The organism is Methanosarcina spelaei (assembly GCF_002287235.1).
Classification (GTDB): Archaea; Halobacteriota; Methanosarcinia; order Methanosarcinales; family Methanosarcinaceae; genus Methanosarcina; species Methanosarcina spelaei.
This window is the reverse complement of the sequence record NZ_LMVP01000526.1, coordinates 1-22777: the sequence shown is the minus strand read 5'-3', so window position 1 is coordinate 22777 and position 22777 is coordinate 1. Positions and strand designations below refer to the sequence as shown.

The window sequence follows — 22777 nt, the reverse complement described above, 5'->3', positions numbered from 1 at the left end:
GATTCTATAATTCAATAGATTTTATGATTCTATTGATTCTATAATTCAATAGATTTTATGATTCTATAATTCAATAGATTATATTAAGTGAGATCATGCGAAAACTTGTATATGTCAGGATTGTTCACACTTCAGAAGATATGGGATCTTTGAGCAAAAAACTTCAAGAAGAAATAATTTCCAGAATAGGAAGAGACAAATGGGAAGAAAATCAGAAAAAGATCCTGAAATTTTGGGAAGAGCTTGAAAAAGAAATTCTCGGGCTTAAACTTGACCTTGAGCATACGAAAATTTATCAGGACGGACTTCCGGCTGAGGGAGAAATTGGAATGAAAATTGTGTATACTGCCGCAAAATTAGGAAGCCAAAACTACAGGCTTATAGAAAAACTTGTGGAGAAAGGAGCTCAGATCGTTGCTACCGAAAGCCCGGAACTTCTAATTGAAGAACGAAATCTGCTAATGGAGATGTATAACAGTCCTACTCTGGAAGAAAGAGAAAAGGCAAAACGAAGGTACGAATTAAGAAAGAAAAATCTGCTTCTGGAAAGAGATGAGTATATAGCCTCCAGGATTAGCAATACATTAAAGACTGCAGAAACCGGAGTCCTGTTTATAGGTGCCGAACATAATGTAATTCCCTTTATTGCAAAGGATATCGAAATTATTGATCTGGTAAAAAGATAATGAGTTAAGAGATCACTAAACACTCGAATCTCGGTTATCTGGCTTTTTTGTTCCTTTTTACCTTTATGCCGTTTTTCAGGGATTCCATCTCCCGCATTAAAGATTCTTTGAACTTTCTTTACTTAAACTAATTTTCAACAAAAAAATTCATTTTTCAGGAAAGGTTGGCCACAGAGTAGCTATAAAGCTATGTGACAACACTCTTTCCCTCAAAAATATTATTACTGGATGATTTTAAAAGAATTAATTTGTGAGCCCATCCCAAAACTCAAAACTTGCTTCTTAGACCTTGTATTTCGAGTAATTAATCAAGTTCATGATCATGAAATATATTCTGAAAACTCTCAACGATTAAGAATAAATGAGGCTTTTGGGATAAACTCAATAACAAGTTGCAAAGTAGCCAGTGAGAACTTTAGAGTTCAGAACCAAATCGATAGTAGTTTTAGACGCATGAAGGATAACCAATACAACACCAATTTAGTTGTGTCACAACTCCAGTAAGGCAAGATACCTTATATAAAAACGTAAGTAGGCAAAGCTTTTAAAATAAGTAGCTCACTATTATAATAGGAAGAATATTAAACTGGGTATCACGGTAAGTAGCACCGATGATTCTCAGGAGTTTTTCGGCTTGGATCTACTGAAAAATATCTGAACCGCGACATTTTATAAGACTAAAAATGTCGAAATAAATAATGGGGAAATGGGGGAGTACAATGAAATCAAGTATAAGTGATGAAGTAGAAGGAAAGTACCACAAAGCAAAAGGAAAGGTCAAGGAGACTTCAGGGAAACTAACCGGAGATCGTGATTTAGAAGCCGAAGGTAGTGCTGAAAAGACCGAAGGCGAGATACAGGAAAAGAAGGGGCAGATCAAGAAAGTATTTGGTAAATAAAGAGTTTAAACAAAGAGCTTTGTGTTATACAGTTTTATTCGGTCATTCAATACCCAAAATATCTTAAACCTGATTTGTTGATCTAAAATTCAACAACCTTTGTCCTTTTAAGGACTCTATAATTTGTCTTTTTTTAGCTGAAAACTTTATGCTTTTCAATATGCCCATATCGACGTTATTTATCCGACATGGACGCGGAAATTACTGCACTGGAAGAAAAGCTTGCCAAAGCCCGCCAGATCAAGCAGGGAATGATGCAGAAACTGCTCACAGGGAAGATTCGATTAATCTGAATGTTTGTGCCAGATATTTCAATCAGAGTATTCATACATTAAAGAGCCTATCCGAAATGTACTGACTCAAGGTAATTTTGCAACACGCCAGTCATTGACTTTTCGGATAGATTTTTTGATTCTATGACGCCTATAATGAAGCGAGTCTTTTATTATAACTGCTTACAGGTTAGATAAAAACCAAAAATGTTATATTTCTTTATGCAACCTTTTTTATTTGGTTTGAATGAATGACGAAACTTTGTCCACTGCTCCTAAGCCATTTATTTTTGTTCTAATGCCTTTTAATAGCGATTTTGATGACATTTACGAACTTGGGATTAAAGAGGCTGCAAAAGAAGTCGGTGCGTATGCCGAAAGGGTTGATAAACAAATTTTCAATGAAGGGATTCTTGAGAGAATATTCAATCAAATAAGTAAAGCCGATGTAATAGTTGCGGATATGACAGGTCGAAACCCAAATGTGTTTTATGAAGTGGGTTATGCTCATGCCTTAGGAAAAATAGTATTGCTGTTAACCCAAAAAGTTGATGACATCCCATTTGACCTGAAGCATAAGCAACACATTGTCTATGGCAATGGCGGTAGCAAAATCCAGAGTTTACGTAGCGAGTTAACCCCAAGGTTAAATTGGGCAATTAGTGAATCTAAAAGAAAAGGGAAAGATGATAATTCGAAACGAATTTTAATTTCAATATCTTCAGTAGGAAGATATAGTACTAATAAATTCACTGAAATTCCAGAAGATTGTCTCTCCAAGCCTATTCCTGTCATAAGAAATTTAGGTACAAAAAATTTAGGTTATAGATTTAACTTCCAGTTGCATAACAATTCATTACAGGAAATCCCAAGCATCACGCATATGTATTTATTTACTGACTCTCCTGGTTTTCGGTCACGTTCAGTAGGCAGAGACCAAGGTATAAAAATGGTTTACAATCCTGATATAAATGACAAACTTCCAATAAAATATCGTATACCTATTACTATTTCTTCTATACCTACTGATGCTGTGGAAACATTTGACGTTTATTTTAACGAACTAACTGAGAATAAAGTTCAAAATTATAAGCTTCGAATACACATTTCAAATAATTACCATGATTTCTCGTTTCAGGCTTTGTGCACTGATACCGCGAAATGACCGATGTGAGACCATCCAATTAAATTAACGGCCCTTGATTTTCAAATGGCTGAATATGGATTTTTGTATGTACCGATTATACGGGAAGTAACGAAATATGGCTACTGTAGGAAAAAATGAACGAGTCACCCAGGACCGAATAATCTCTCTTTTTCGTGACGAGCTTGATTATGACTATCTTGGAAACTGGATTGGCCGGAAAGGTAACAGTAACATTGAGGAAGGACTACTCAATGCCTACCTGACAAAGAGTGGTTATACCCCTGTGCAAATCGGCGTGGCTCTCTACAGGTTGAAGACCGAAGCAAACAACCACAACCGAAGCCTGTATGGCAATAACCAGGCTGTCTATAGTCTGTTGCGCTATGGCGTTCCTGTAAAGACTGAGGCTGGAAAGGTTACGGATAACGTCTACCTTATAAACTGGCAGGACCCGAAGGAAAATGATTTTGCCATTGCTGAGGAAGTGACTCTCAAGGGAAACAAAGAACGTAGGCCTGACATCGTGCTCTATGTGAACGGCATTGCAATCGGTGTGCTGGAACTGAAAAACAGCCGCGTGACAATCGGTGATGGTATCCGCCAGAGCCTATCCAACCAGCGTCCTGAGTTCAACGAATGGTTTTTCAGCACTTGTACAGTTCATCTTTGCAGGCAACAATTCCAAGGGTCTAAAATATGGTGCTATTGGCACGCCTGAGAAGTACTTCCTTGAATGGAAAGAAGACGAAAAAGATAACAGCCGTTTCAAACTCGATAAGTACCTGCTCAAGATGTGTAATAAGGACCGACTTGTAGAGCTGATGCATGATTTCGTGCTCTTTGACGGCGGCGTCAAGAAACTACCACGGGTTCATCAGTATTTCGCTGTCAAAGCAGCACAGAAACATGTTATGCAGCACAGGGGAGGTATTATCTGGCATACACAGGGTAGTGGCAAAAGTATTATCATGGTTCTGCTTGCCAAATGGATACTCGAAAGCAATTCCAATGCCCGCGTGGTGATAGTCACAGACCGCGACGAGCTGGACAAACAGATAGAAGGAATCTTCAATGATGCAGGAGAGGCTATCAAACGTACCACTAGCGGTCGCGAACTGATAAACAAACTCGGCCAGGCCAAACCACGTCTGATCTGCTCCCTGGTTCACAAATTCGGCCGTAAAGGGGTTGACGATTTCGATGCATTTATCAGAGATCTGGAATCCCAGCCCAGCAAAACCGTAGGCGATATTTTCGTGTTCGTGGACGAATGCCACCGCAGCCAGAGTGGCAAACTGCACCGGGCAATGAAGGCTAATTATGCCAAACGCTGTTTTTATTGGTTTCACGGGTACACCGCTGCTCAAGAAGGATAAACAGACCAGCCTGGAAGTCTTCGGTGGTTACATCCATACCTACAAATTCTGTGAGGCAGTAGAAGACAAAGTAGTGCTCGATTTAGTTTATGAATCACGTGACATCGACCAGCGTCTTGGCTCCGAGCAAAAAATCGATGCGTGGTTTGAGGCAAAGACCAGAGGACTCAACGACTGGCAGAAAGACGAACTAAAAAAACATTGGGGCACTATGCAAAAAGTACTCAGTTCACGCTCCCGCATGGAGAGGGTGGTGAGTGACATCATTTTTGACTTTAGCGTGAAACTTCGCCTTTCAAACGAACGCGGTAATGCCATTCTGGTAGCCTCAAGTATTTACGAAGCCTGCAAATACTTTACCCTGTTCCAAGTACAGGAAACATCTTTCAAAGGCAGATGTGCCGTGGTAACCTCTTACAACCCACAGGCTCAGGACGTGACAAAAGAGGATACAGGCGCAAATACCGAGACAGAAAAAGAGTTCATCTACAACACCTACTCGGAGTTGCTCAAAGATATAGAAACCAATCCGGGAATGGCAAAAACAGAGACCTATGAAGAAAAAGCAAAGGATCTGTTCACCAAGGAACCTGCGAACATGAAGCTGCTTATCGTTGTGGACAAACTTCTCACAGGTTTTGATGCCCCTCCATGCACCTACCTCTACATAGACAAGTCAATGAAGGATCACGGTCTATTTCAGGCAATCTGTCGCACTAACCGGCTGGACGGAGACGACAAAGAGTTCGGTTACATTGTGGACTATAAGGACCTTTTCAAAAACCTGGTCAACGATAAAGGGACCGGAGCGCTTCAGGTTTATTCCTCAGAGCTTGACTACAGCGCTGGCGGCGCTAACTCGGAAGTGTTGATGCAGGACCGCCTGAAAAAAGGCAGGGGACGCCTTGAAAATGCTTTAGAGACCCTGGCCCTGCTGTGCGAGCCAGTTGAGCCGCCCAAGGGAGAACTGGAACACATTCACTACTTCTGCGGGAATACGGAAATCCCAACTGACCTCCAGGAACATGAAACTCAACGTGCTGCTCTCTACAAGGCCACGGCTTCACTCACTCGTTCCTATGCCAACATTGCAGACGAACTGGAGGCTGCAGGATATAATAACTCAGATATTTCTCGCATTAAACAGCTACTGGAGCATTACCTGAATATTCGCGAGATCATACGCAGAGCTAGCGGTGAAAGCCTCGACCTGAAAGCATATGAGGCAGATATGCGCCATCTTATCGACACCTACATCGAGGCATCCGAGCCCAGAAAGGTTTCATCTTTTGAGGACATGCCTCTGCTGGACTTGATTGTAAAAACGGGAATTGACAACGCTATCGCAACTCAACTTGATAGATTGAAGGGCAACAAAAACGCCGTTGCAGAGACTATCGAGAACAATGTCCGCAGCAAAATAATCAAAGAACAACTGAACGACCCGGCCTATTACGAGAAAATGTCTGACCTACTGGAGGAAATCATAGCGGCACGGAAGGCCAAAGCAATAGAGTATGAAGAATATCTAAAAAGGATTGCGGATCTGGTAAAACAGGTGGAAGTAGGACATGAGGACGATATCAATGAGGTGCTGAAGAAAAGCCCTGCTCTAAGGGCGCTCTACAACAACGTGAAAAAACGTGGGGAAAGGCTCGAGGACCAGATAGAAGAAAACGGCGAATATATAGTCCCCAGCGACCCAGCCCTTGACATGGCAATGAGACTCGATGAAACAATAAAAAGAGTAAGGGCCGACGACTGGCGTGGTGTTGAACCTCGAGAACGGGTAATCAAGAAAGCAATTTACGATATCCTGAACGATATAGACGAGGTAGAGCGTATCTTCATTATTATAAAGGCACAAAAGGAATACTGATGACCACGCAGATCAAACTCGGTGATATCACAGTAGACGTAGTTTTCAAGGACATCAAGAACATTCATTTGAGCGTGTATCCTCCAGCCGGTAGGGTTAAGATCTCAGCCCCTTTGAGAATGAATATTGAAACAATTCGTGTTTTCGCAATTTCCAAGATAGGGTGGATCAAAAAGAAACAGAAAAAATTTCAGGAACAGGAACGTGAAACTCATCGTGAGTACCTGGACCTTGAAAGCCATTACGTGTGGGGAAGACGCTATCTGCTTAAAATTATCGAAATCAATGAAGTACCCTCTGTCGAATTGAAACATAAAATGATGATCTTGCGAGTGCGACCTGGTGCGGATGACAAAAAGAAGCAAGCTATTATCGATGCCATGGTATCGTGATCAACTCAAGAAAGCTGTGTCGCCGATAATTGCTACGTTGGAACCAATACTGGGCGTGAAGGTTGAACGGTTTTTTGTGCAACGTATGAAAACGAAATGGGGAAGCTGTAATCACAAAGCCTGTAGTATTAGACTCAATACTGAACTTGCCAAGAAACCAAAAGAATGTCTCGAATATACCATCGTACATGAAATGACACATCTGCTGGAGCCTACGCACAACGTTCGATTTATTACGCTAATGGACCAGTTCATGCCATTTTGGCAGTTCTGCAAGGATAAACTAAACCAGTTACCAGTCCGCCACGAGGAATGGGCTTATTGATACAATTTCCTTTGTACCCAAATTGCCTGCCTCTATCCTCATGACTTCTTTAGAGGCACATTCAAGTTGGTTCAATGACTTGCTTGCTTCATTTTTGTAAAAATAAGGGCATTCTACCAGTACTTTATTAATTAGTTATGTAAACTGTTCTGAGCCGTGAAAAGGAATCAACCTCGTTTTGGTTAACTGGAAACTAAAAATACTATGGTCTACTTATAGAGGAAGAGTTTCAAAGAGCCACGGCGTAAACTCGGAAATCTTCCTGAAAAAACCAGGCTCCTTAGAAAAAATATATGTAATATTTGTATTAATACATTGGAGCTTGCAAAATAGGACATAATATTATAATATAATGAGTATATATTTTTAATATTATTTCCTGGATTGCCGAAAGAACCTATCTTAATAAAACAAAAACTGAGGGATTATATTATTCGAAAATGTCCGCTTTCTGGATACCACTTTGAGAGACGGTGAACAAACACCTGGTGTTGCCCTTACAAAGGACAAGAAACTCTTAATCGCCCGAGCACTTGATGAGATGGGAGTCTCAATAATCGAAGCCGGTTCTGCAATCACTTCCGAAGGTGAAAGAGAATCTATCAAGGCTGTTGCAAATGCAGGGCTTGATGCTGAAATTTGCAGTTATTGCAGGATCGTAAAGTCCGATGTTGACCATGCTCTGGAATGTGATGTTGACTCTATCCACCTTGTAGCACCTGTTTCGGACCTTCATATAAGGACGAAAATCAAAAAGGACCGGGATGTAGTAAGGCAGATCGTAGCTGAAGTGACCGAGTATGCCAAGGATCACGGCCTGATTGTGGAATTGAGTGGGGAAGATGCTTCACGGGCAGACCCTGATTTTCTAAAGGCTCTCTATGCCGACGGAATATCTGCGGGCGCTGACAGGTTATGCTTCTGCGACACTGTAGGCCTTCTGATACCTGAAAGGACAACCAAAATTTTCAGGGACCTCTCTTCCTCACTGAAAGCCCCTATCAGCATTCACTGCCACAACGATTTCGGTTTTGCAACCGCGAACACGGTTGCTGCTCTGGCGGCAGGGGCAAAACAGGCCCATGTAACTGTAAACGGGTTAGGAGAAAGAGCTGGAAACGCATCCCTTGAAGAAGTAGTAATGAGCCTGGAATGGCTCTACAAATACGATACAGGTATCAAACATGAGATGATCTACCGGATATCAAGGCTTGTAAGCCGACTTACAGGAATTCCCGTATCACCAAACAAGGCTCTTGTAGGTGGAAATGCGTTTACTCACGAAGCAGGAATTCATGTTCATGGTCTTCTTGCCGATAAGGCAACCTATGAGCCGATGAGCCCCGAGTATATCGGAAGGCAGCGCCAGATAGTACTTGGGAAACATGCAGGACGCAGCTCGATTACCCTTGCCTTAAAAGAGATGGGGCTTGCGGCTGACGATGCCCAGATCGAAGAAATTTTCAACCGGGTCAAGCAGATTGGTGACCAGGGAAAACATGTAACCGATGCTGACCTCCAGACTATCGCGGAAAACGTACTTGATATCTACAAAGAACCCCTGGTAAAACTGGAAGAGTTTACAATTGTATCCGGGAATCGGGTGACTCCGACGGCGTCGATAAAACTTAACGTAAAAGATAAAGATATAGTACAGGCAGGAATCGGAAACGGACCTGTAGATGCCGTAATCAACGCAATCCGGAGAGCTGTAAGTTCCTGTGCGGAAGATATTATCCTTGAAGAATACCATGTAGACTCGATCACTGGCGGAACCGATGCCCTTGTAGAAGTAAGAGTAAAACTTTCCAAGGATGGAAAGGTAGTTACCGCAAGCGGAGCCAGGACGGACATTATTATGGCGTCAGTAGAGGCTGTAATGAACGGTATGAACCGCCTTATACGAGCTGAGTGATTTCAAAAAAATGAACTTTAAAGATTTCTCAGGAGGGCGTATAGTTACTTATTTATTCCTGTGCCCTCCCCTCTTTTTCCTTCTGGAAAGTTTTTGAAATCGCGCACTGCTAATGTTTCTGGATCAGGAAAAAACTTTATCCATATATACATGATCTATTATGATATATTTACAAAATTAATAACAAGAAATTGTGAGTGTGAGAGATAAATATTTTTAATGAACACACCCTTACTGGAAATACACTCATTTTCAGGTGAGTGCCCAGTTAAATCACTGTTAAGAAATAAAAAGGAGTTAAATAATGACAACCGGGTCAACAGAAAAAGTTAATGGCGCAAGGGCTCTGATAAAGTGCCTGGAAGAAGAAGGGGTTGACACCATCTTCGGATATCCGGGAGGACAGATCATTCCCTTTTATAACGAAATTTATGATTCGAATCTGCGTCATATACTTGTGCGCCACGAACAGGCAGCAGCTCATGCTGCGGACGGGTATGCCCGTGCAACTGGAAAGACCGGGGTCTGCGTATCCACCTCAGGTCCCGGAGCAACCAACCTGGTAACAGGGATTGCTACCGCATATATGGACTCAGTACCTATTGTAGCCTTAACAGGGCAGGTTCCCACCTTCCTGATAGGGAATGATGCTTTCCAGGAAGCCGACATTACGGGAATTACCCAGCCCATTACCAAGCACAATTACCTCATACAGGACGCAAAAGAACTCCCGAGAATTGTAAAAGAAGCCTTCCATATTGCTTCTACCGGAAGGCCTGGCCCGGTATTAATTGACCTTCCAAAGGATGTACAGAACGCGGAGATTGACTTTTACTATCCTGACAAAGTAGAACTTAGAGGGTACAAGCCAACTTACAAAGGCAATACTCAGCAAATCAAACGAGCTGCCGAGGAAATTGCAAATTCCTGCATGCCTATTATATACGCAGGCGGCGGCGTGATAAGTTCTAATGCTAGCGCCGAGCTTGTAGAACTGGCTGAGACAATTAACGCTCCGGTTACGACTACCCTTTTGGGAATAGGTGCAATTCCGACAGAACATCCTCTGCATGTCGGAATGCTTGGAATGCACGGGACCAAGTACGCGAATTATGCAATTCAGGAATCCGATCTTATTATTGCCGTGGGTGCAAGGTTCGATGACCGTGTGACAGGAAAACTCGAATCCTTTGCTCCTAATGCAAGAGTTATCCACATCGATGTCGATCCCGCAGAGATCTCAAAAAATGTAAAAGTCCAGATCCCAATTGTCGGGGATGCAAAACAGGTACTCAAGTCCCTGAATAAATATATCAGGTGCTGCAATTCCGAAGCATGGATTGAGAAAATAGACCACTGGAAAAAAGAGTATCCCCTTAACTATAGACAGGTTTCACCCGACGTTATAATGCCTCAGTTTGTTATCGAGCAGATCTCCGAAGCCTGCAGGGACGCAATTATAGTTACAGAAGTCGGGCAGCACCAGATGTGGGCTGCTCAGTTCTTCAAGTATAAAAAGCCCCGTACTTTCATCACATCAGGCGGACTTGGAACAATGGGATACGGTTTCCCGGCAGCTATAGGAGCAAAGGTCGGAAAGCCGGATAAAACGGTTATCAACATTGCAGGAGACGGATCTTTCCAGATGAACTCTCAGGAGCTTGCAACTGCAGTCCAGAATGATATCCCGGTCGTTTCCGTAATTCTGAATAACGGTTATCTGGGCATGGTAAGACAGTGGCAGGAGCTCTTCTATGATAGAAGATATTCTCACACTTACATCAAAGGTAGTGTTGACTTTGTCAAACTTGCCGAAGCCTACGGAGCCCTTGGACTGCGTGCGGAAAAGCCGTCTGAAGTAAGGCCTGCAATTGAAGAAGCTGTCAGGTCAGGTAGGCCTGCTGTTGTTGAAGTCATTGTCGAGTGCGAGGCAAATGTTTACCCTATGGTACCGGCAGGAGCTGCAATCAATGAAATCCTTGACATTGAAGAGCATGCAGATACTCCCTGCGCTATGCCCGATTTGCGTAAGGTAAAAGTCGATGGAGTTCTCGACTTGGAGGAACAGTGATGAAACACACACTTGCAGTTCTTGTGGAAAATAAGTCTGGAGTTCTCTCCAGGGTAGCCTCGCTTTTCTCAAGACGAGGATATAATATCGACAGCCTGGCTGTAGGAGTTACGGAAGACCCTGAGATTTCCAGAATGACTATTGTGGTTCAGGGAGATGATCAAGTCCTCGAACAGGTTACAAAACAGCTGAACAAGCTCGTGGATGTTATTAAAGTCTCGGATATCGGAGTTGATGATGCAGTTGAAAGGGAACTTGCACTCATCAAAGTATCTGCTGACGTAACTGCAAGAGCCGAAATTATCCAGATTGCAAATATATTCAGGGCAAGAATAGTGGACGTTTCTCCCAAATCCGTTACTGTTGAAGTAACAGGAGATGAAGGAAAAATCGATGCAATTGAAAAACTCCTTCGACAGTTTGGGATCAAAGAAATGGTCAGGACAGGGAAGATTGCCCTGGTTCGTGGTTCTAAGAAGGTCTAAATCACAAAAATTACAGTAATAATTCAGAGGATTTAAAAAGAGTCTATAGACAATGATGAAATTGTCAAAAATATTCGATTACCGGCCTGCGAAAAATTAAAAACACGGTTATAACCATCAGTTATGAAAGTATGGGCTTTGAATTTTTGCCCTAAGATCTTAACTAAGATGGGAATGATAGTGTTTTACTCAGGCTGATGGTTGCTGTTTTCAATTGACTTTCTTTTTTCCAATTTTAGACACACATTATAGTTTGGACACAGATTATAGTTTGGACACAGATTATAGTTTGAAAAATAAGTTGAGAGGTTTCTATCTAAGTTACTTAAGGAGATTTATAATGACAATAGGGTCACCAGAGAAAGTTACTGGCGCCAGGGCTTTGATAAAAGGCCTTGAAGAAGAGGATGTTACCACTATGTTTGGTTATCCTGGCGCAGCACTGCTCCATATATATGACGAACTTTATGATTCTGCTCTTCGTCATGTACTTGTACGACATGAGCAAGCAGCTGTACATGCTGCAGACGGATATGCTCGTGTAACAGGCAAAACTGGAGTATGCATGGCTACCTCTGGCCCTGGAGCAACCAACTTAGTAACCGGAATTGCAACTGCTTATATGGATTCGATACCGATAGTCGCACTTACCGGACAGGTCCCTCACTCTATTATCGGGAACGATTCCTTTCAGGAAGCTGACATCACCGGAATCACTCTTCCCATTACAAAACACAGATATCTCGTACCTGAAGCAAAAGATCTGCCACGAATAGTAAAAGAAGCCTTCCACATAGCCTCTACCGGAAGGCAGGGACCTGTATTGATCGATATGCCAAAAGATGTAATTAACGGTGAATTTGAATATCATAGTATTGAAACCGTTAAACTTCAAGGGTATAAACCCACATATCGTGGAAATGCTCAGCAGATCAAAAAGGCAGCCGAAGAAATTACAAAGTCTACAAATCCTGTAATTTACGCAGGCGGTGGAGTGATAAGTTCTAATGCAAGCGCCGAACTTGCGGAGCTTGCCGAAACCTTGATGGCACCAGTAACTACAACACTTATGGGCATAGGCTCGATTCCTGCAGAACACCCTCTGAACCTTGGGATGCTCGGAATGCATGGAAGCAAGTATGCAAACTACTCGGTTCAGGGGTCCGACCTTATCATCGCTGTCGGTGCCAGATTTGATGATAGAGTGACTGGAAAACTCCAGTCCTTTGCTCCTAATGCGAAAATTATCCATATCGATATCGACCCTGCTGAGATCTCAAAGAACGTGCCTGCACATATTCCTATAGTAGGGGACGCAAAAATAGTTCTCAGGTCTCTGATTAAACATGTAAAACAGTGCAATTCCGAAGCCTGGCTCGAGAAGATAAATGAGTGGAAGCGGGAATATCCCCTTACTTACGAGCAGGGAAAATCCATAAAACCTCAATTTGTTATAGAACAGATCTCTGAAGCCTGTAGTAATGCAATTATAGTTACTGAAGTTGGCCAACACCAGATGTGGGCTGCTCAGTTCTTCAAGTATAAAGAACCACGCACTTTTATTACATCAGGCGGACTTGGAACAATGGGATATGGTTTCCCGGCAGCTATAGGAGCAAAGGTTGGAAGACCGGATAAAACGGTTATCAACATTGCAGGAGACGGATCTTTCCAGATGAACTCACGGGAGCTTGCAACTGCAGTCCAGAATGATATCCCGGTTGTTTCCGTAATTTTGAATAACGGTTATCTGGGTATGGTCAGGCAGTGGCAGGAACTCTTCTACGATAGAAGATATTCTCACACCTGCATAAAGGGTAGCGTGGATTTTGTCAAACTTGCCGAAGCCTATGGTGCTCTGGGACTTAGGGTGGAAAAACCGTCCGAAGTAAGGCCTGCAATCAAAGAAGCTATTGCATCAGGGCGTCCATCAGTTATTGATATTATTATCGAATGTGAAGAAAACGTGTTTCCCATGGTGCCGGCAGGAGCAGCAATCAATGAATTCATTGGCCTGGAGGGAAACAAATGAAAAAGTATACCCTTGCTGTTCTGGTTGAAAACAAATCTGGAGTCCTGGCAAAAGTTGCTGGACTCTTTTCTAAGCGTGGATACAATATTGATAGCCTGGCCGTAGGCGTTACTGAAGATCCTGAGATTTCCAGAATGACTATTGTGGTTCAGGGAGATGATCAGGTCCTCGAACAGGTCACAAAACAATTTAATAAGATTGTTGATGTAATCAAGGTTTCGGATATTGAAGGAGATGATACTGTAGAGAGAGAACTTGCTCTCATCAAAGTGACAGCAGACGTGACGACAAGAGCTGAAATTATCCAGATTGCAAATATATTCAGGGCTCGAATTGTAGACGTTGCTCGTAATTCGATAACTGTTGAAGTAACTGGGGATGAAAGCAAGATACAGGCAATCGAAAAACTTCTCCGGCAATTTGGTATCAAGGAAATGGCCCGAACAGGTAAAATTGCTCTGGTTCGCGGCCCAAATAAGGTTTAAATAATAAGGACAGGTAAAGAAAGGTAGCTGCTTAATAATCTTTAATAGATTGGGGCGCCTAGAGGCGTTTTGAAACCCGAGAGGTTTCATTAAGGCACTCACTGCTGAAACTTCAAAACTACCCCTCTATGAATAAGCAACTTTTTAAAAATTGACTCAAGTCAAATTAATTTTCAGGGAAGCTAATTGATTTCGTAATTATTATACTTCCCCTAAAAAATAGGAGTTTTACTCAAAAACTGAAAAATTTATCAGGAGAATCAAACATGGCAACTATAATTTATGATAACGAAACTACTTTTGATGCACTTAAGGACAAAACTATTGCAATAATGGGATATGGAAGCCAGGGCCATGCTCACGCCCGCAACCTCCATGAGTCAGGGCTCAATGTTATTGTCGGGCTCAGAAACGGCAGTTCAAGCTGGGCAAAAGCCGAAGGTGACGGCCTGAAAGTTATGACTGTGGCAGAAGCTGCAAAAGCTGCGGATGTTATCATGATCCTCCTTCCGGACGAAAAGCAGGCCTCAGTCTATTATTCTGAAATCGAGCCAAATCTGAAAGCCGGTAACGCACTTGCTTTCGCACATGGTTTCAATATTCACTATAGCCAGATCGTCCCCCCAAAGAATGTTGATGTTTTCATGGCTGCTCCTAAGGGCCCTGGTCACATTGTAAGAAGAACTTATACCGAAGGCATCGGAGTGCCGGCTCTGATTGCAGTCTACCAGGATGCAACCGGAAATGCCAGGGAAATTGCTCTTTCGTATGCCAAAGGAATTGGTGCAACCAGAGCAGGTGTCTATGAAACTACATTCCGTGAGGAAACCGAAACCGACCTTTTCGGAGAACAGGTTGACCTTTGCGGAGGACTCGCATCTCTTATCAAGACCGCTTTTGAAACACTTGTTGAGGCTGGATACCAGCCTGAAATGGCCTATTTCGAAACCTGCCACGAAGTCAAGCTCATTGTGGACCTTATCTACGAAGGCGGACTTGAGAGAATGTGGCACTCCGTTTCCAACACTGCAGAATACGGAGGCATGACAGTCGGTCCCAGGATTATTAATGATGAGTCTCGCAAAGCTATGCGTGAAGCCCTTAAGAGAATTCAGAACGGCGAATTTGCTAAGGAATTCGTGCTTGAAGGCATGGTCAACCATCCAGTACTCAAAGCGATGGAACGCCAGGAAAAGGAACACCAGCTTGAAGTCGTCGGAAAGCAGATCCGTGCAAATATCCCCTGGCTCAACAAGAAGATCGACGATGACTGATTCTACAGTAGTTAACAGCCTGTAGACAGAAAATTCATAAATCTGGAAGTATAAAACAATCCGGAGGGAAAAATGATGCCATTAAAAGGAGAAAGCAAAGTTATTAACACTATCCTTAATAGACGGAGTGTCCGGGAGTTTACGGACAAACCTGTTAGCAAGGAAGATATCAACATAATCCTGGACTCAGGGCACTGGGCTCCTTCCGGATTGAATAACCAGCCCTGGCGCTTTATTGTTATCCGAGATAGGGAAACCATCCAGAAACTCTCGGAATGCACGCATTATTCAGGTATCGTGGCAGGAGCTCCTCTGCTTATTGCTACTTTTCTGGACAATGAAACTTCTTACAACAGGACAAAAGATCTCGAGGCAATAGGGGCTGCAGTCCAGAATATGCTCCTCAGCTGCTGTGAACTTGGCCTTGGCGGGGTCTGGCTTGGAGAAATCCTGAATCAAAAAGAGAATGTCAATTCCATTCTGAACTGTCCTTCCGGTCTTGAGCTGATGGCAGTTCTTGCAATAGGAGAACCGGTTCCAAAGGAAAGGACTTCAACACGCAGGGCTCTTTCCGAAATAGTGTTTGATGAAAAGTACGGCCAGAAATGGGAAGAGTAAAACTATCCTGAGATTCTCAGGTCAAATTTCCTTTTAATGAGTTATAAATAATTCAAAGTGTTTTAATATAATTAGGGATTAAGTTTATAAGCTATTTAGCACTATAACCAGCCAGTTAACTGATTATGATTTTATCTGTTAACGGACTGATCTTAACTTTTTCATAGTGAAGGTCTGTAGTGTAGAGGATATCACTGGAGCCTCCGGAGCTCCGAACCTGGGTTCGATTCCCAGCAGACCTGTTTATTAGAACATTAGGGTTTAATGAATAGTTTTATTTTTATATTATTCTTAGTATAAGGGTATAAAGACAGAAAGTAAATAACAAAGATATCAAAAACAGAATCAGTTTTAAAGGTGCTTATATATGTCTAGAGGATTTAATCGTCGCTTCTTGCGTGCTGGAAGAAGGATATCTTTGGTTCAGCTAATTCTCATAGCAATAATACTGTACTTTTTACTGCGTATCCTTTTGCCACTTTTGTGGACTCTGTTTTTGATCGTAGTTCTGATTATACTCTTGAAAGTAGTGCTGGAAAACTTCTAATTAATTTTTGATGCATTCCAGATATTTCTGAACTTCTGGATGTTGGAATGTTTTATTTAGAAACAGAAGTAAATTATAGCCCGAATTTGACAGAAGCATACATTTTAGAATGTATAAATGGGCTTCAGGCTTCTGTTTTTTCATACAATTCACATTTATCTCTGATGTTTATTGATTTTTGACATTTTTCATTTTACCTACAGGTAATGTGTCAGAGCAATGTGTTTTTTGTAAGAAAATACTATATTAATTAACAGAATCTGTCAAATTCGGGTTATAGTCATTTACGCAAAGAGTTACACTTGAAATTGAACTGACCTATCTTCCGGTTCGATGCATTGTATTTTTAGTTCTCTCTGAGAAGTGAAGTGTAAATTGTTGAGTTCATAACTATAGTAACTATACACTGAATAGTTACTATTATTTTTATCAGTTAACCTGATACACTTTCAACTTGTGAACTCATAGGTCAAAACATGATTGTATTCTCATGCTTACTGTTTGACTTTTAGAATATGTCCTTTTACATCTTATTTTAAAAATGTCTCAAAGCGGCTTAGATGAGAGGCGTTTTTACTGTTAGTGGAAACACAAAAACGCAATGAGAAAGGAATCCAGGAAAAACTCAAAAATGCATTAATCTTTTCCCCTAAAACAACTGCATTTTACCCTTTATCTCAATAGACGGTCTTCAATTATGGCTCTATTCAAACAAGAAGTAATTTTAAGAAAACAACTGTAAACTAAGTAATGAAAGAAAGTATCCAGTTTCAAAATATTAAAGGAACAAAGAATCCTCTTGATAGTGATATCTATGTATCACAAAGAAATTAGAAGACCTGAGAAAGCAGATAGACTTAATGAGTGATCAACTAGGCAGGAAAGATGACCCGATCAGCCAGCTTAATGAAGTGACCCAAAAGCAAGCCGTACACATTCAGAACTTGATCCAGGAAAACAGTAAACTAAACATGAAGTTATTACCAGAGGTTACCGAGAATAAAAAATCATGGTGGAAATTTTGGTAACTCCCCCTTAAAAAGCTGTCAGATTTTAAAGGGAGAGTTAATAAAAGGAGGTGACCTTATAATTATTCAATAGTCCCGTCTTCAGCAGACATTCCTAATATGTCACCGTATCGGGTCATTTTTGCAGTGTAAGTTATTGGGCTTCCTTCTTTTAACTGTAATAATTTATCCTTTTGGTCATCCCTCATTTTGACAATCACGTCTGATACCAATGTACTGGATTTATGTTTTACTTGCACAGTATATGAACCATAACTTTCAGACACCGATGACACAGTGCCAGACCATGTTACATATTTTCCTTTATAATTATCATCGAAGAAACTTTCTTTCTGTAAAGATGTGGCTGTAGAGTCCGAATAGAGGGCAAAATCCGAAAACGAAGTGCTTACTATTTCTTTTTCAGGCTCTTCACTGCTTGAGGTTTCTTTTTCAGGTTCTTCGCTGCTTGTGGTCTCCTTAACAGTTTCATTACTGCTTGAAGTGGTTACATTTTTCTGCTCAGTTGCTGCTTCAGAAGCTGTATCAGGTTCTTGGACCTGACTTGATGTACTATCATCTCCGCCAGAGAAAAGAGCAACTATAAACAATAAGACAAAAATTCCAAGAATAATTTTAATAATTTTATTCAATGCTTTAAACTCCATTTTTCGTTTTTGGTTTTATTATAATAATTTCATAATCGGCATCAATATCGACTATATTCTCATTTTGCAAATCGAATTTATCATGTAAGAAAGCATGCCGATAAATAGAAACTCTGTTATTTTTATCCATGATAATTCTCATTTCTGCAAGATGTCTATATATTCGAAGAGAAATATATAATCGTTTGTATTTGGTTCAGTCCTTCTAGAGTAGAGTTTATTGACTGTATTTATTGATATTTTTGTAGTTTGTCATCTGCATTCATACTTTTCAATAATAGTTGATAAAACGGTCTATTTTGCAAAAAAAGTTGTTCAGGACAATTTAAAATCAGTTTAATGCGATTTTATGCCGTTTACTCTCATTATAGTGACTTTTAATCCGAAACTAAAGGAAAAAACTCGAGTTGAATTTTAAATACATCATTAATATTTATAATTCTGTGCAATTTTGCAGAAAAAATCATATAAAATGTGATTTTACTAAACAGAAGTAATATTAGTTAAGTCAATTCACGGAATTCGGTATTAAGCTGTTTTCAACGGTGATATTTTAAAGGCATTAGATGTAATTTTTTAGCTAAAAAAGAAATTATAGGCCGTTTATCGGTTTTTAAAGCATTTTCATTAATTCTGGCAAAACCTCAGTTGTAGGATGAAAGAAAGTCAAAATATCCAAATTGAAAAGATCATCATTAATAGACTTCGTCATGATGGCCGTAATATTCCAGAATAACAATTTTTTCCTTTTCATCTACAGAGAAAATCAACACAAAATGAGAGTCAATATGAACTCTTTTCCAGTGATTGAGAGGAAACCTCAAATTTTTATATCTATGTGGGTCCTGAAGAATCTCATTTACCTTACTAAATATAATTTCAACTTGCTTCTTATCCTTTTTTGCCAGCTTCTCAACAACTTTTTGAACTTCGGGTTTTACCTGTAACCGATACATGTCAGATCAAGAATTAAGCATTTTTTTCCAGTTCTCAATTGTTCCGACATCTATAGGTTCCTGTTTCATGATTTCCTGGGCTTTTTCAATAAATTCAGGCCTAAGCTCAGGTTCCATGAGCTCTTTTTCATATTCAGCAGCCATATGCATGATAGCAGCACTTTTGTCTTTTAAGCCGTATTTGGCTTTTATGATATTGAGAACCCTATTTGTTTTTTCATCAATTCGAATAACTGCTTGAACTATAATGTATACCTCATATATATATGGAATAATTTCATATATATACATAATGTTGAAGCAATTTTAGAGGTTCCGTTGCAAAAAATTTGATTATTTTCTCGACTATGTCAGACTAGACGGCAGTGTATCGATTTTTTTCTGTAAATTCAAAGTCAAATTTTTATATACTAAGCAAAACTTAGTTTTCTTGCTATTGGATTCTCAAACCACAAACTTTATAAGATTTCTAATTTTACAGAAAAAGTAGCACACTGCCTCCCTAAAATTAGAAATTGAATTTTAAGGTGCTTAAATCTTAAGTACTCAAATTCCAAATAGTGTATAGAATTTCCTATAACTGGAACAGCTATGTGACTTTTATAATATAAAGTAAAATTGTCTTAGGATGAGCTTGCTTATTGGCTTTGGGATGAGCTTGCTTATTGTCTTTAGGATAAGCTTGCATTATTGGCTTTGGGATGAGCTTGCTTATTGGCTTTAGGATGAGTTTGCATTCCGAAAGTTAGGTTCTGAATGTACAGTTTTAAAGTATCAAAATAGGAGGGGGTTCTGATTACGAAAGTAGTTGTCATATTGCTTGTATTGTTGTTAATTTTTGTAGCTGGATGTACTGAAAAAAAATCTCAGATTTCTAAAGGTGCAACTGCAGAAGATGCGACTTTAAAAGATGCAAATATAATTCATAAAACATATGGAGGGTTTACTCTTCCGGAAATGCAGATGCAAGAACTAACTGTAAATAGCACAGCAGTTGTATTTACCACATCCGATACTGAAGGAAATTTCATGAAAAAATATGAAAAGCCCTTCAATGAAACTGCTTTTAAAGAACTTATCACTTTATTTGAGAATAATAAATTCCTTGAGATGAATGATAGTTATACTCCTCATGCAGGGCAGCCTATAGTTACGGATGTAGGAACGCTTGAAATCAGCCTGATCGAGGGAAATAAAACAAAAACAGTGAAGGTAGACCCTTACTTTTCTGATTATATGCCTGAAAGACTGCAAGAAATTGATTCGAAATTGCTTGAACTTAGAGCATATGCCCTTTCAACTTCCCCGCAAGAGGCTGAAAGGATAGGCAGAACCTGGGTAGAAAATGCACCAACTTATAGTTATGATGGCTTTGACCTGAAGCTTGAAAATCACACGATTCTTGAGACAATACCTGAACAGCATTTCCTCACCTATACATTTACGAGCAGGCAGGGTGGTTACGGAAATAGGACAGGCCAGATGACGATTCAGGTTATTACTCCACACAAAATCGAGATAATTGTCTCTGAGAAAAATGTAACATCTGCTGTTATCGACGGTGAGTGGGATGAACTTTCCCAGCAACCTATTCCCAAAGAAACTGATGCGAATGATATGAATAATACTACTGAAGCATCTGCAGAAGGGAAACTTGTAGAAATGAAATACAAAATAACTGAAGAAAATAACTGAAGAAAAGGCACCCTGAAATAAATGGTATGAAGAAGGAAATATTCAATTTATTAAGGCGCCAACTCAGTCAGAACTGATTATTGTCTACTACGGAACTGTATATAATATTGAATTAAATGAGGTAAATAGAATAAAGGGTGATAACCTTTCCAATCATTTGGATGGAGCTTATTACGTGGCGAAAGTAAAAGCAAATGAATCTGATAAAATGAAAACTCTTGGATGGACCGACCTTTAAGAGGTCTAAGCGTTTTATGAGAACAATTGGGAAAATTGAAATAATGAGAGCAGAAGAGGTATATTTTGTCTCAAAATCTCTCTTTTCCTCTCTTTTAAAGTAAAAAGCTATAAAAAGCCGGACTTAAGGAGCTGTAACCCAAAGCTAGCCGTTACTGGCAAGGACGGAATTTTCAGGAAAAATATCAAAGATCTAACCTACCTTCAGGACGGAATCCTGAAAACGCAGACAAATCTCGTCCCTATCTCATTCTTGTGGTATTTGAAGATCAGAATCGATCAAACTGACATCATACATTCACCTGACCATCCGAATGATTATGAAAATTAAAAATGCGACCAATCCAGCCAGGTATATCCAGCGGATATAAATTCGCCGATTTACTGTTCTCGAGTCTAATAATTTACCTGTTGAGTACAGAATTACCAAATCCATCAGTAAGATGGGAAACAGATAAATCCACTCTAACCATCCTAACAAAAACGGCAAACTGCTTGCAGCAACCACCAGTAAGAAAATTGCTCCGCTGATTTTCAATGCATTTTCACAGCCAATTACCAGAGCTAAGGAACGGGACCCTGCCTGACGGTCGCCTTCAATATCCATAGCATCTGCTGCAATCTCTTCTCCTAAGTCCGTAAGCATTAATATGACTGCGAAAAACCAGACTATTGTTTCAAAAGGTTTGTTTACTGCTATGCCACCAAAAATAAAAGTCATACCGACTGAAAAGCTGACCATAAGATTTCCAATAAGACCTGCCTTTTTGAACTTCCAGTTGTAAAGAAAACCCACTGCCCAGACCAGAAGAACTATCAGTAAAGCCTCTAAGCTAATCAGGTAGCCTGTAATAAATCCAAGCACTGCCACAATAATTGAGAGTAAAATGACCTCTCGTTCGGTAACAAGACCAGTCGGCAGTGGTCTTTCTGGAGCGTTTATTTTGTCAATTTCGAGATCAAAATAATCGTTCATGATGAGAGACGTAGCCGAAATAAAAAAAATACTTAGAAACCCCAGTATAATTTCGGTTGTGGTAGGAAGTGCACCTAATGCCAGTAATTCCCCTAGTATTACGCATACTCCTGCAGTAAATGGCAGTTCAAAACGGAATAAGCGGAACAGCCCAAGGATTTTCGGTCTAAGCATAAAAATACTATAAGTAAGGAATGCTTTAATTTTTTGAGTGGATTTTTAATTCTTTTTAATTATTTTATTCACTTTTAACTTTTTAACTCTGTTTAACTTTTTAATTCTTTTAATCTTTTAACCTCTTTTGTTTATAGAGCAAGAGAAACAGGCTGCTGCATTACTTTTACCTGGCCCTGGTTCAGCCGTTACTGCTGTTCTTCTTGTCATTAATTCCAGCTGCTTTTCTGGTGGTATATAGATATAAGAAAACCCCAACGATTGACATTACTTCTAAAATTGTGAAATAAATCATTTGTGAGCTGTCACCTGAGTTATAGTTATGCCAGATGAATAAAAGGTAACCAAAGCAGTAAACCACGTTGGCATAGAACGCTTTATTGACTATGACCATGTACGACGCTATTATATTCGGAATAATTATCCAAATATTTTCTATCATTTTTCCCATCCGTTTTATTGTTAAAGCTTTTGAGAGTCCTAATTTCTTCGTTGTTAAAAAAGAACCTGAATTAAGTTCCCCTTCCACTCTGTGCCTGAAAATGAAAAAACACATAAAATAATTGATTTTGAATAAAAATACCAGTAACCAGTATATTAAGTTTGTTGAGGAAAGTTTTGAAGTTTCACAGTTTTTTAGAGAACCTTTAATGGAACTGTA

At 40.1% G+C, this 22777-nt stretch carries 22 protein-coding genes and 1 tRNA gene; 18 read left to right on the top strand and 5 right to left on the bottom strand.

From position 1 onward, the window contains the following. Positions 1-95: 95 nt before the first annotated feature. The 17 genes from ASJ81_RS18865 (at position 96) to ASJ81_RS23030 (ending at position 17431) form a co-directional block, all read left to right on the top strand. The gene (locus ASJ81_RS18865; protein ID WP_095645701.1) at positions 96-686 is read left to right on the top strand and encodes a hypothetical protein; all 591 of its coding nucleotides are present in this window, start codon (positions 96-98) and stop codon (positions 684-686) included. Between the two features lie 719 nt (positions 687-1405). Beyond that, positions 1406-1585 carry a CsbD family protein gene (locus ASJ81_RS18860; protein ID WP_095645700.1) on the top strand — a complete coding sequence of 60 codons (180 nt, stop codon included), beginning with the start codon at positions 1406-1408 and terminating at the stop codon, positions 1583-1585. Between the two features lie 519 nt (positions 1586-2104). Beyond that, the gene (locus tag ASJ81_RS18855; protein WP_095645699.1) at positions 2105-3022 is read left to right on the top strand and encodes a hypothetical protein; all 918 of its coding nucleotides are present in this window, start codon (positions 2105-2107) and stop codon (positions 3020-3022) included. Positions 3023-3119: 97 nt separating this feature from the next. Then, positions 3120-3722, top strand: coding sequence for a type I restriction endonuclease (locus tag ASJ81_RS24000; protein ID WP_245860319.1), 603 nt, complete (start codon positions 3120-3122; stop codon positions 3720-3722). A gap of 73 nt (positions 3723-3795) precedes the next feature. Beyond that, positions 3796-4380: a DEAD/DEAH box helicase family protein gene (locus ASJ81_RS23995; protein WP_338037673.1), complete on the top strand. Its 585-nt coding sequence runs from the start codon at positions 3796-3798 to the stop codon at positions 4378-4380. Further along, on the top strand, positions 4325-6259 hold the full coding sequence (locus tag ASJ81_RS23990) for a type I restriction enzyme subunit R domain-containing protein (protein ID WP_245860318.1): 1935 nt from the start codon (positions 4325-4327) through the stop codon (positions 6257-6259). The genes ASJ81_RS23995 and ASJ81_RS23990 overlap by 56 nt, the downstream gene beginning before the upstream one ends. After that, positions 6259-6651 (top strand): YgjP-like metallopeptidase domain-containing protein, encoded by a 393-nt coding sequence (locus tag ASJ81_RS23985; RefSeq protein ID WP_245860317.1) that lies wholly within the window; start codon positions 6259-6261, stop codon positions 6649-6651. The genes ASJ81_RS23990 and ASJ81_RS23985 overlap by 1 nt, the downstream gene beginning before the upstream one ends. Beyond that, positions 6608-6976 (top strand): M48 family metallopeptidase, encoded by a 369-nt coding sequence (locus ASJ81_RS23980; protein ID WP_338037671.1) that lies wholly within the window; start codon positions 6608-6610, stop codon positions 6974-6976. The genes ASJ81_RS23985 and ASJ81_RS23980 overlap by 44 nt, the downstream gene beginning before the upstream one ends. A gap of 424 nt (positions 6977-7400) precedes the next feature. Next, on the top strand, positions 7401-8891 hold the full coding sequence (locus ASJ81_RS18840) for a (R)-citramalate synthase (protein WP_449288775.1): 1491 nt from the start codon (positions 7401-7403) through the stop codon (positions 8889-8891). A 304-nt stretch (positions 8892-9195) separates the two neighbouring features. Next, positions 9196-10962 carry an acetolactate synthase large subunit gene (locus ASJ81_RS18835; RefSeq protein WP_095645697.1) on the top strand — a complete coding sequence of 589 codons (1767 nt, stop codon included), beginning with the start codon at positions 9196-9198 and terminating at the stop codon, positions 10960-10962. After that, positions 10962-11447, top strand: coding sequence for an acetolactate synthase small subunit (gene ilvN, locus ASJ81_RS18830; protein ID WP_095645696.1), 486 nt, complete (start codon positions 10962-10964; stop codon positions 11445-11447). Before ASJ81_RS18835 ends, ilvN (ASJ81_RS18830) begins: the two co-directional genes overlap by 1 nt. Positions 11448-11787: 340 nt before the next feature. Continuing rightward, positions 11788-13479 (top strand): acetolactate synthase large subunit, encoded by a 1692-nt coding sequence (locus ASJ81_RS18825; protein ID WP_095645695.1) that lies wholly within the window; start codon positions 11788-11790, stop codon positions 13477-13479. Next, positions 13476-13964: an acetolactate synthase small subunit gene (ilvN, locus tag ASJ81_RS18820; protein ID WP_095645694.1), complete on the top strand. Its 489-nt coding sequence runs from the start codon at positions 13476-13478 to the stop codon at positions 13962-13964. The genes ASJ81_RS18825 and ilvN (ASJ81_RS18820) overlap by 4 nt, the downstream gene beginning before the upstream one ends. 266 nt (positions 13965-14230) lie before the next feature. Continuing rightward, a complete protein-coding gene (gene ilvC / locus ASJ81_RS18815) occupies positions 14231-15238 on the top strand; it encodes a ketol-acid reductoisomerase (RefSeq protein ID WP_095645693.1) in 1008 nt (335 codons plus the stop codon). Positions 15239-15313: 75 nt separating this feature from the next. Then, a complete protein-coding gene (locus tag ASJ81_RS18810; RefSeq protein WP_095645692.1) occupies positions 15314-15856 on the top strand; it encodes a nitroreductase family protein in 543 nt (180 codons plus the stop codon). A 170-nt stretch (positions 15857-16026) separates the two neighbouring features. Continuing rightward, positions 16027-16098, top strand: a tRNA-Arg gene (locus ASJ81_RS18805). 1165 nt (positions 16099-17263) lie between these two features. Further along, positions 17264-17431: a hypothetical protein gene (locus ASJ81_RS23030; protein ID WP_170943405.1), complete on the top strand. Its 168-nt coding sequence runs from the start codon at positions 17264-17266 to the stop codon at positions 17429-17431. Between the two features lie 62 nt (positions 17432-17493). Here the strand turns inward: ASJ81_RS23030 and ASJ81_RS18800 are convergent, their stop codons facing one another. From ASJ81_RS18800 to ASJ81_RS18790, 3 genes are all read right to left on the bottom strand, one after another. Further along, on the bottom strand, positions 17494-18063 hold the full coding sequence (locus tag ASJ81_RS18800; RefSeq protein ID WP_170943404.1) for an OB-fold protein: 570 nt from the start codon (positions 18061-18063) through the stop codon (positions 17494-17496). Between the two features lie 710 nt (positions 18064-18773). After that, entirely contained in the window at positions 18774-19034 is a 261-nt protein-coding gene (locus ASJ81_RS18795; RefSeq protein WP_095645690.1) for a type II toxin-antitoxin system RelE family toxin, read from the bottom strand. A 6-nt stretch (positions 19035-19040) separates the two neighbouring features. Further along, positions 19041-19325, bottom strand: a complete 285-nt coding sequence (locus ASJ81_RS18790; RefSeq protein ID WP_170943403.1) for a DUF2683 family protein — start codon at positions 19323-19325, stop codon at positions 19041-19043. Between the two features lie 537 nt (positions 19326-19862). On the opposite strand from ASJ81_RS18790, the gene ASJ81_RS18785 reads away from it, so the two are divergent. Continuing rightward, positions 19863-20729 carry a hypothetical protein gene (locus tag ASJ81_RS18785; RefSeq protein WP_245860313.1) on the top strand — a complete coding sequence of 289 codons (867 nt, stop codon included), beginning with the start codon at positions 19863-19865 and terminating at the stop codon, positions 20727-20729. Between the two features lie 535 nt (positions 20730-21264). On the opposite strand, the gene ASJ81_RS18780 is transcribed toward ASJ81_RS18785, so the two are convergent. Both ASJ81_RS18780 and ASJ81_RS22370 read right to left on the bottom strand, forming a co-directional pair. Next, on the bottom strand, positions 21265-22116 hold the full coding sequence (locus ASJ81_RS18780; RefSeq protein ID WP_095645689.1) for a UbiA family prenyltransferase: 852 nt from the start codon (positions 22114-22116) through the stop codon (positions 21265-21267). Between the two features lie 181 nt (positions 22117-22297). Next, the gene (locus tag ASJ81_RS22370; RefSeq protein WP_141241810.1) at positions 22298-22558 is read right to left on the bottom strand and encodes a hypothetical protein; all 261 of its coding nucleotides are present in this window, start codon (positions 22556-22558) and stop codon (positions 22298-22300) included. Positions 22559-22777 lie beyond the last annotated feature (219 nt).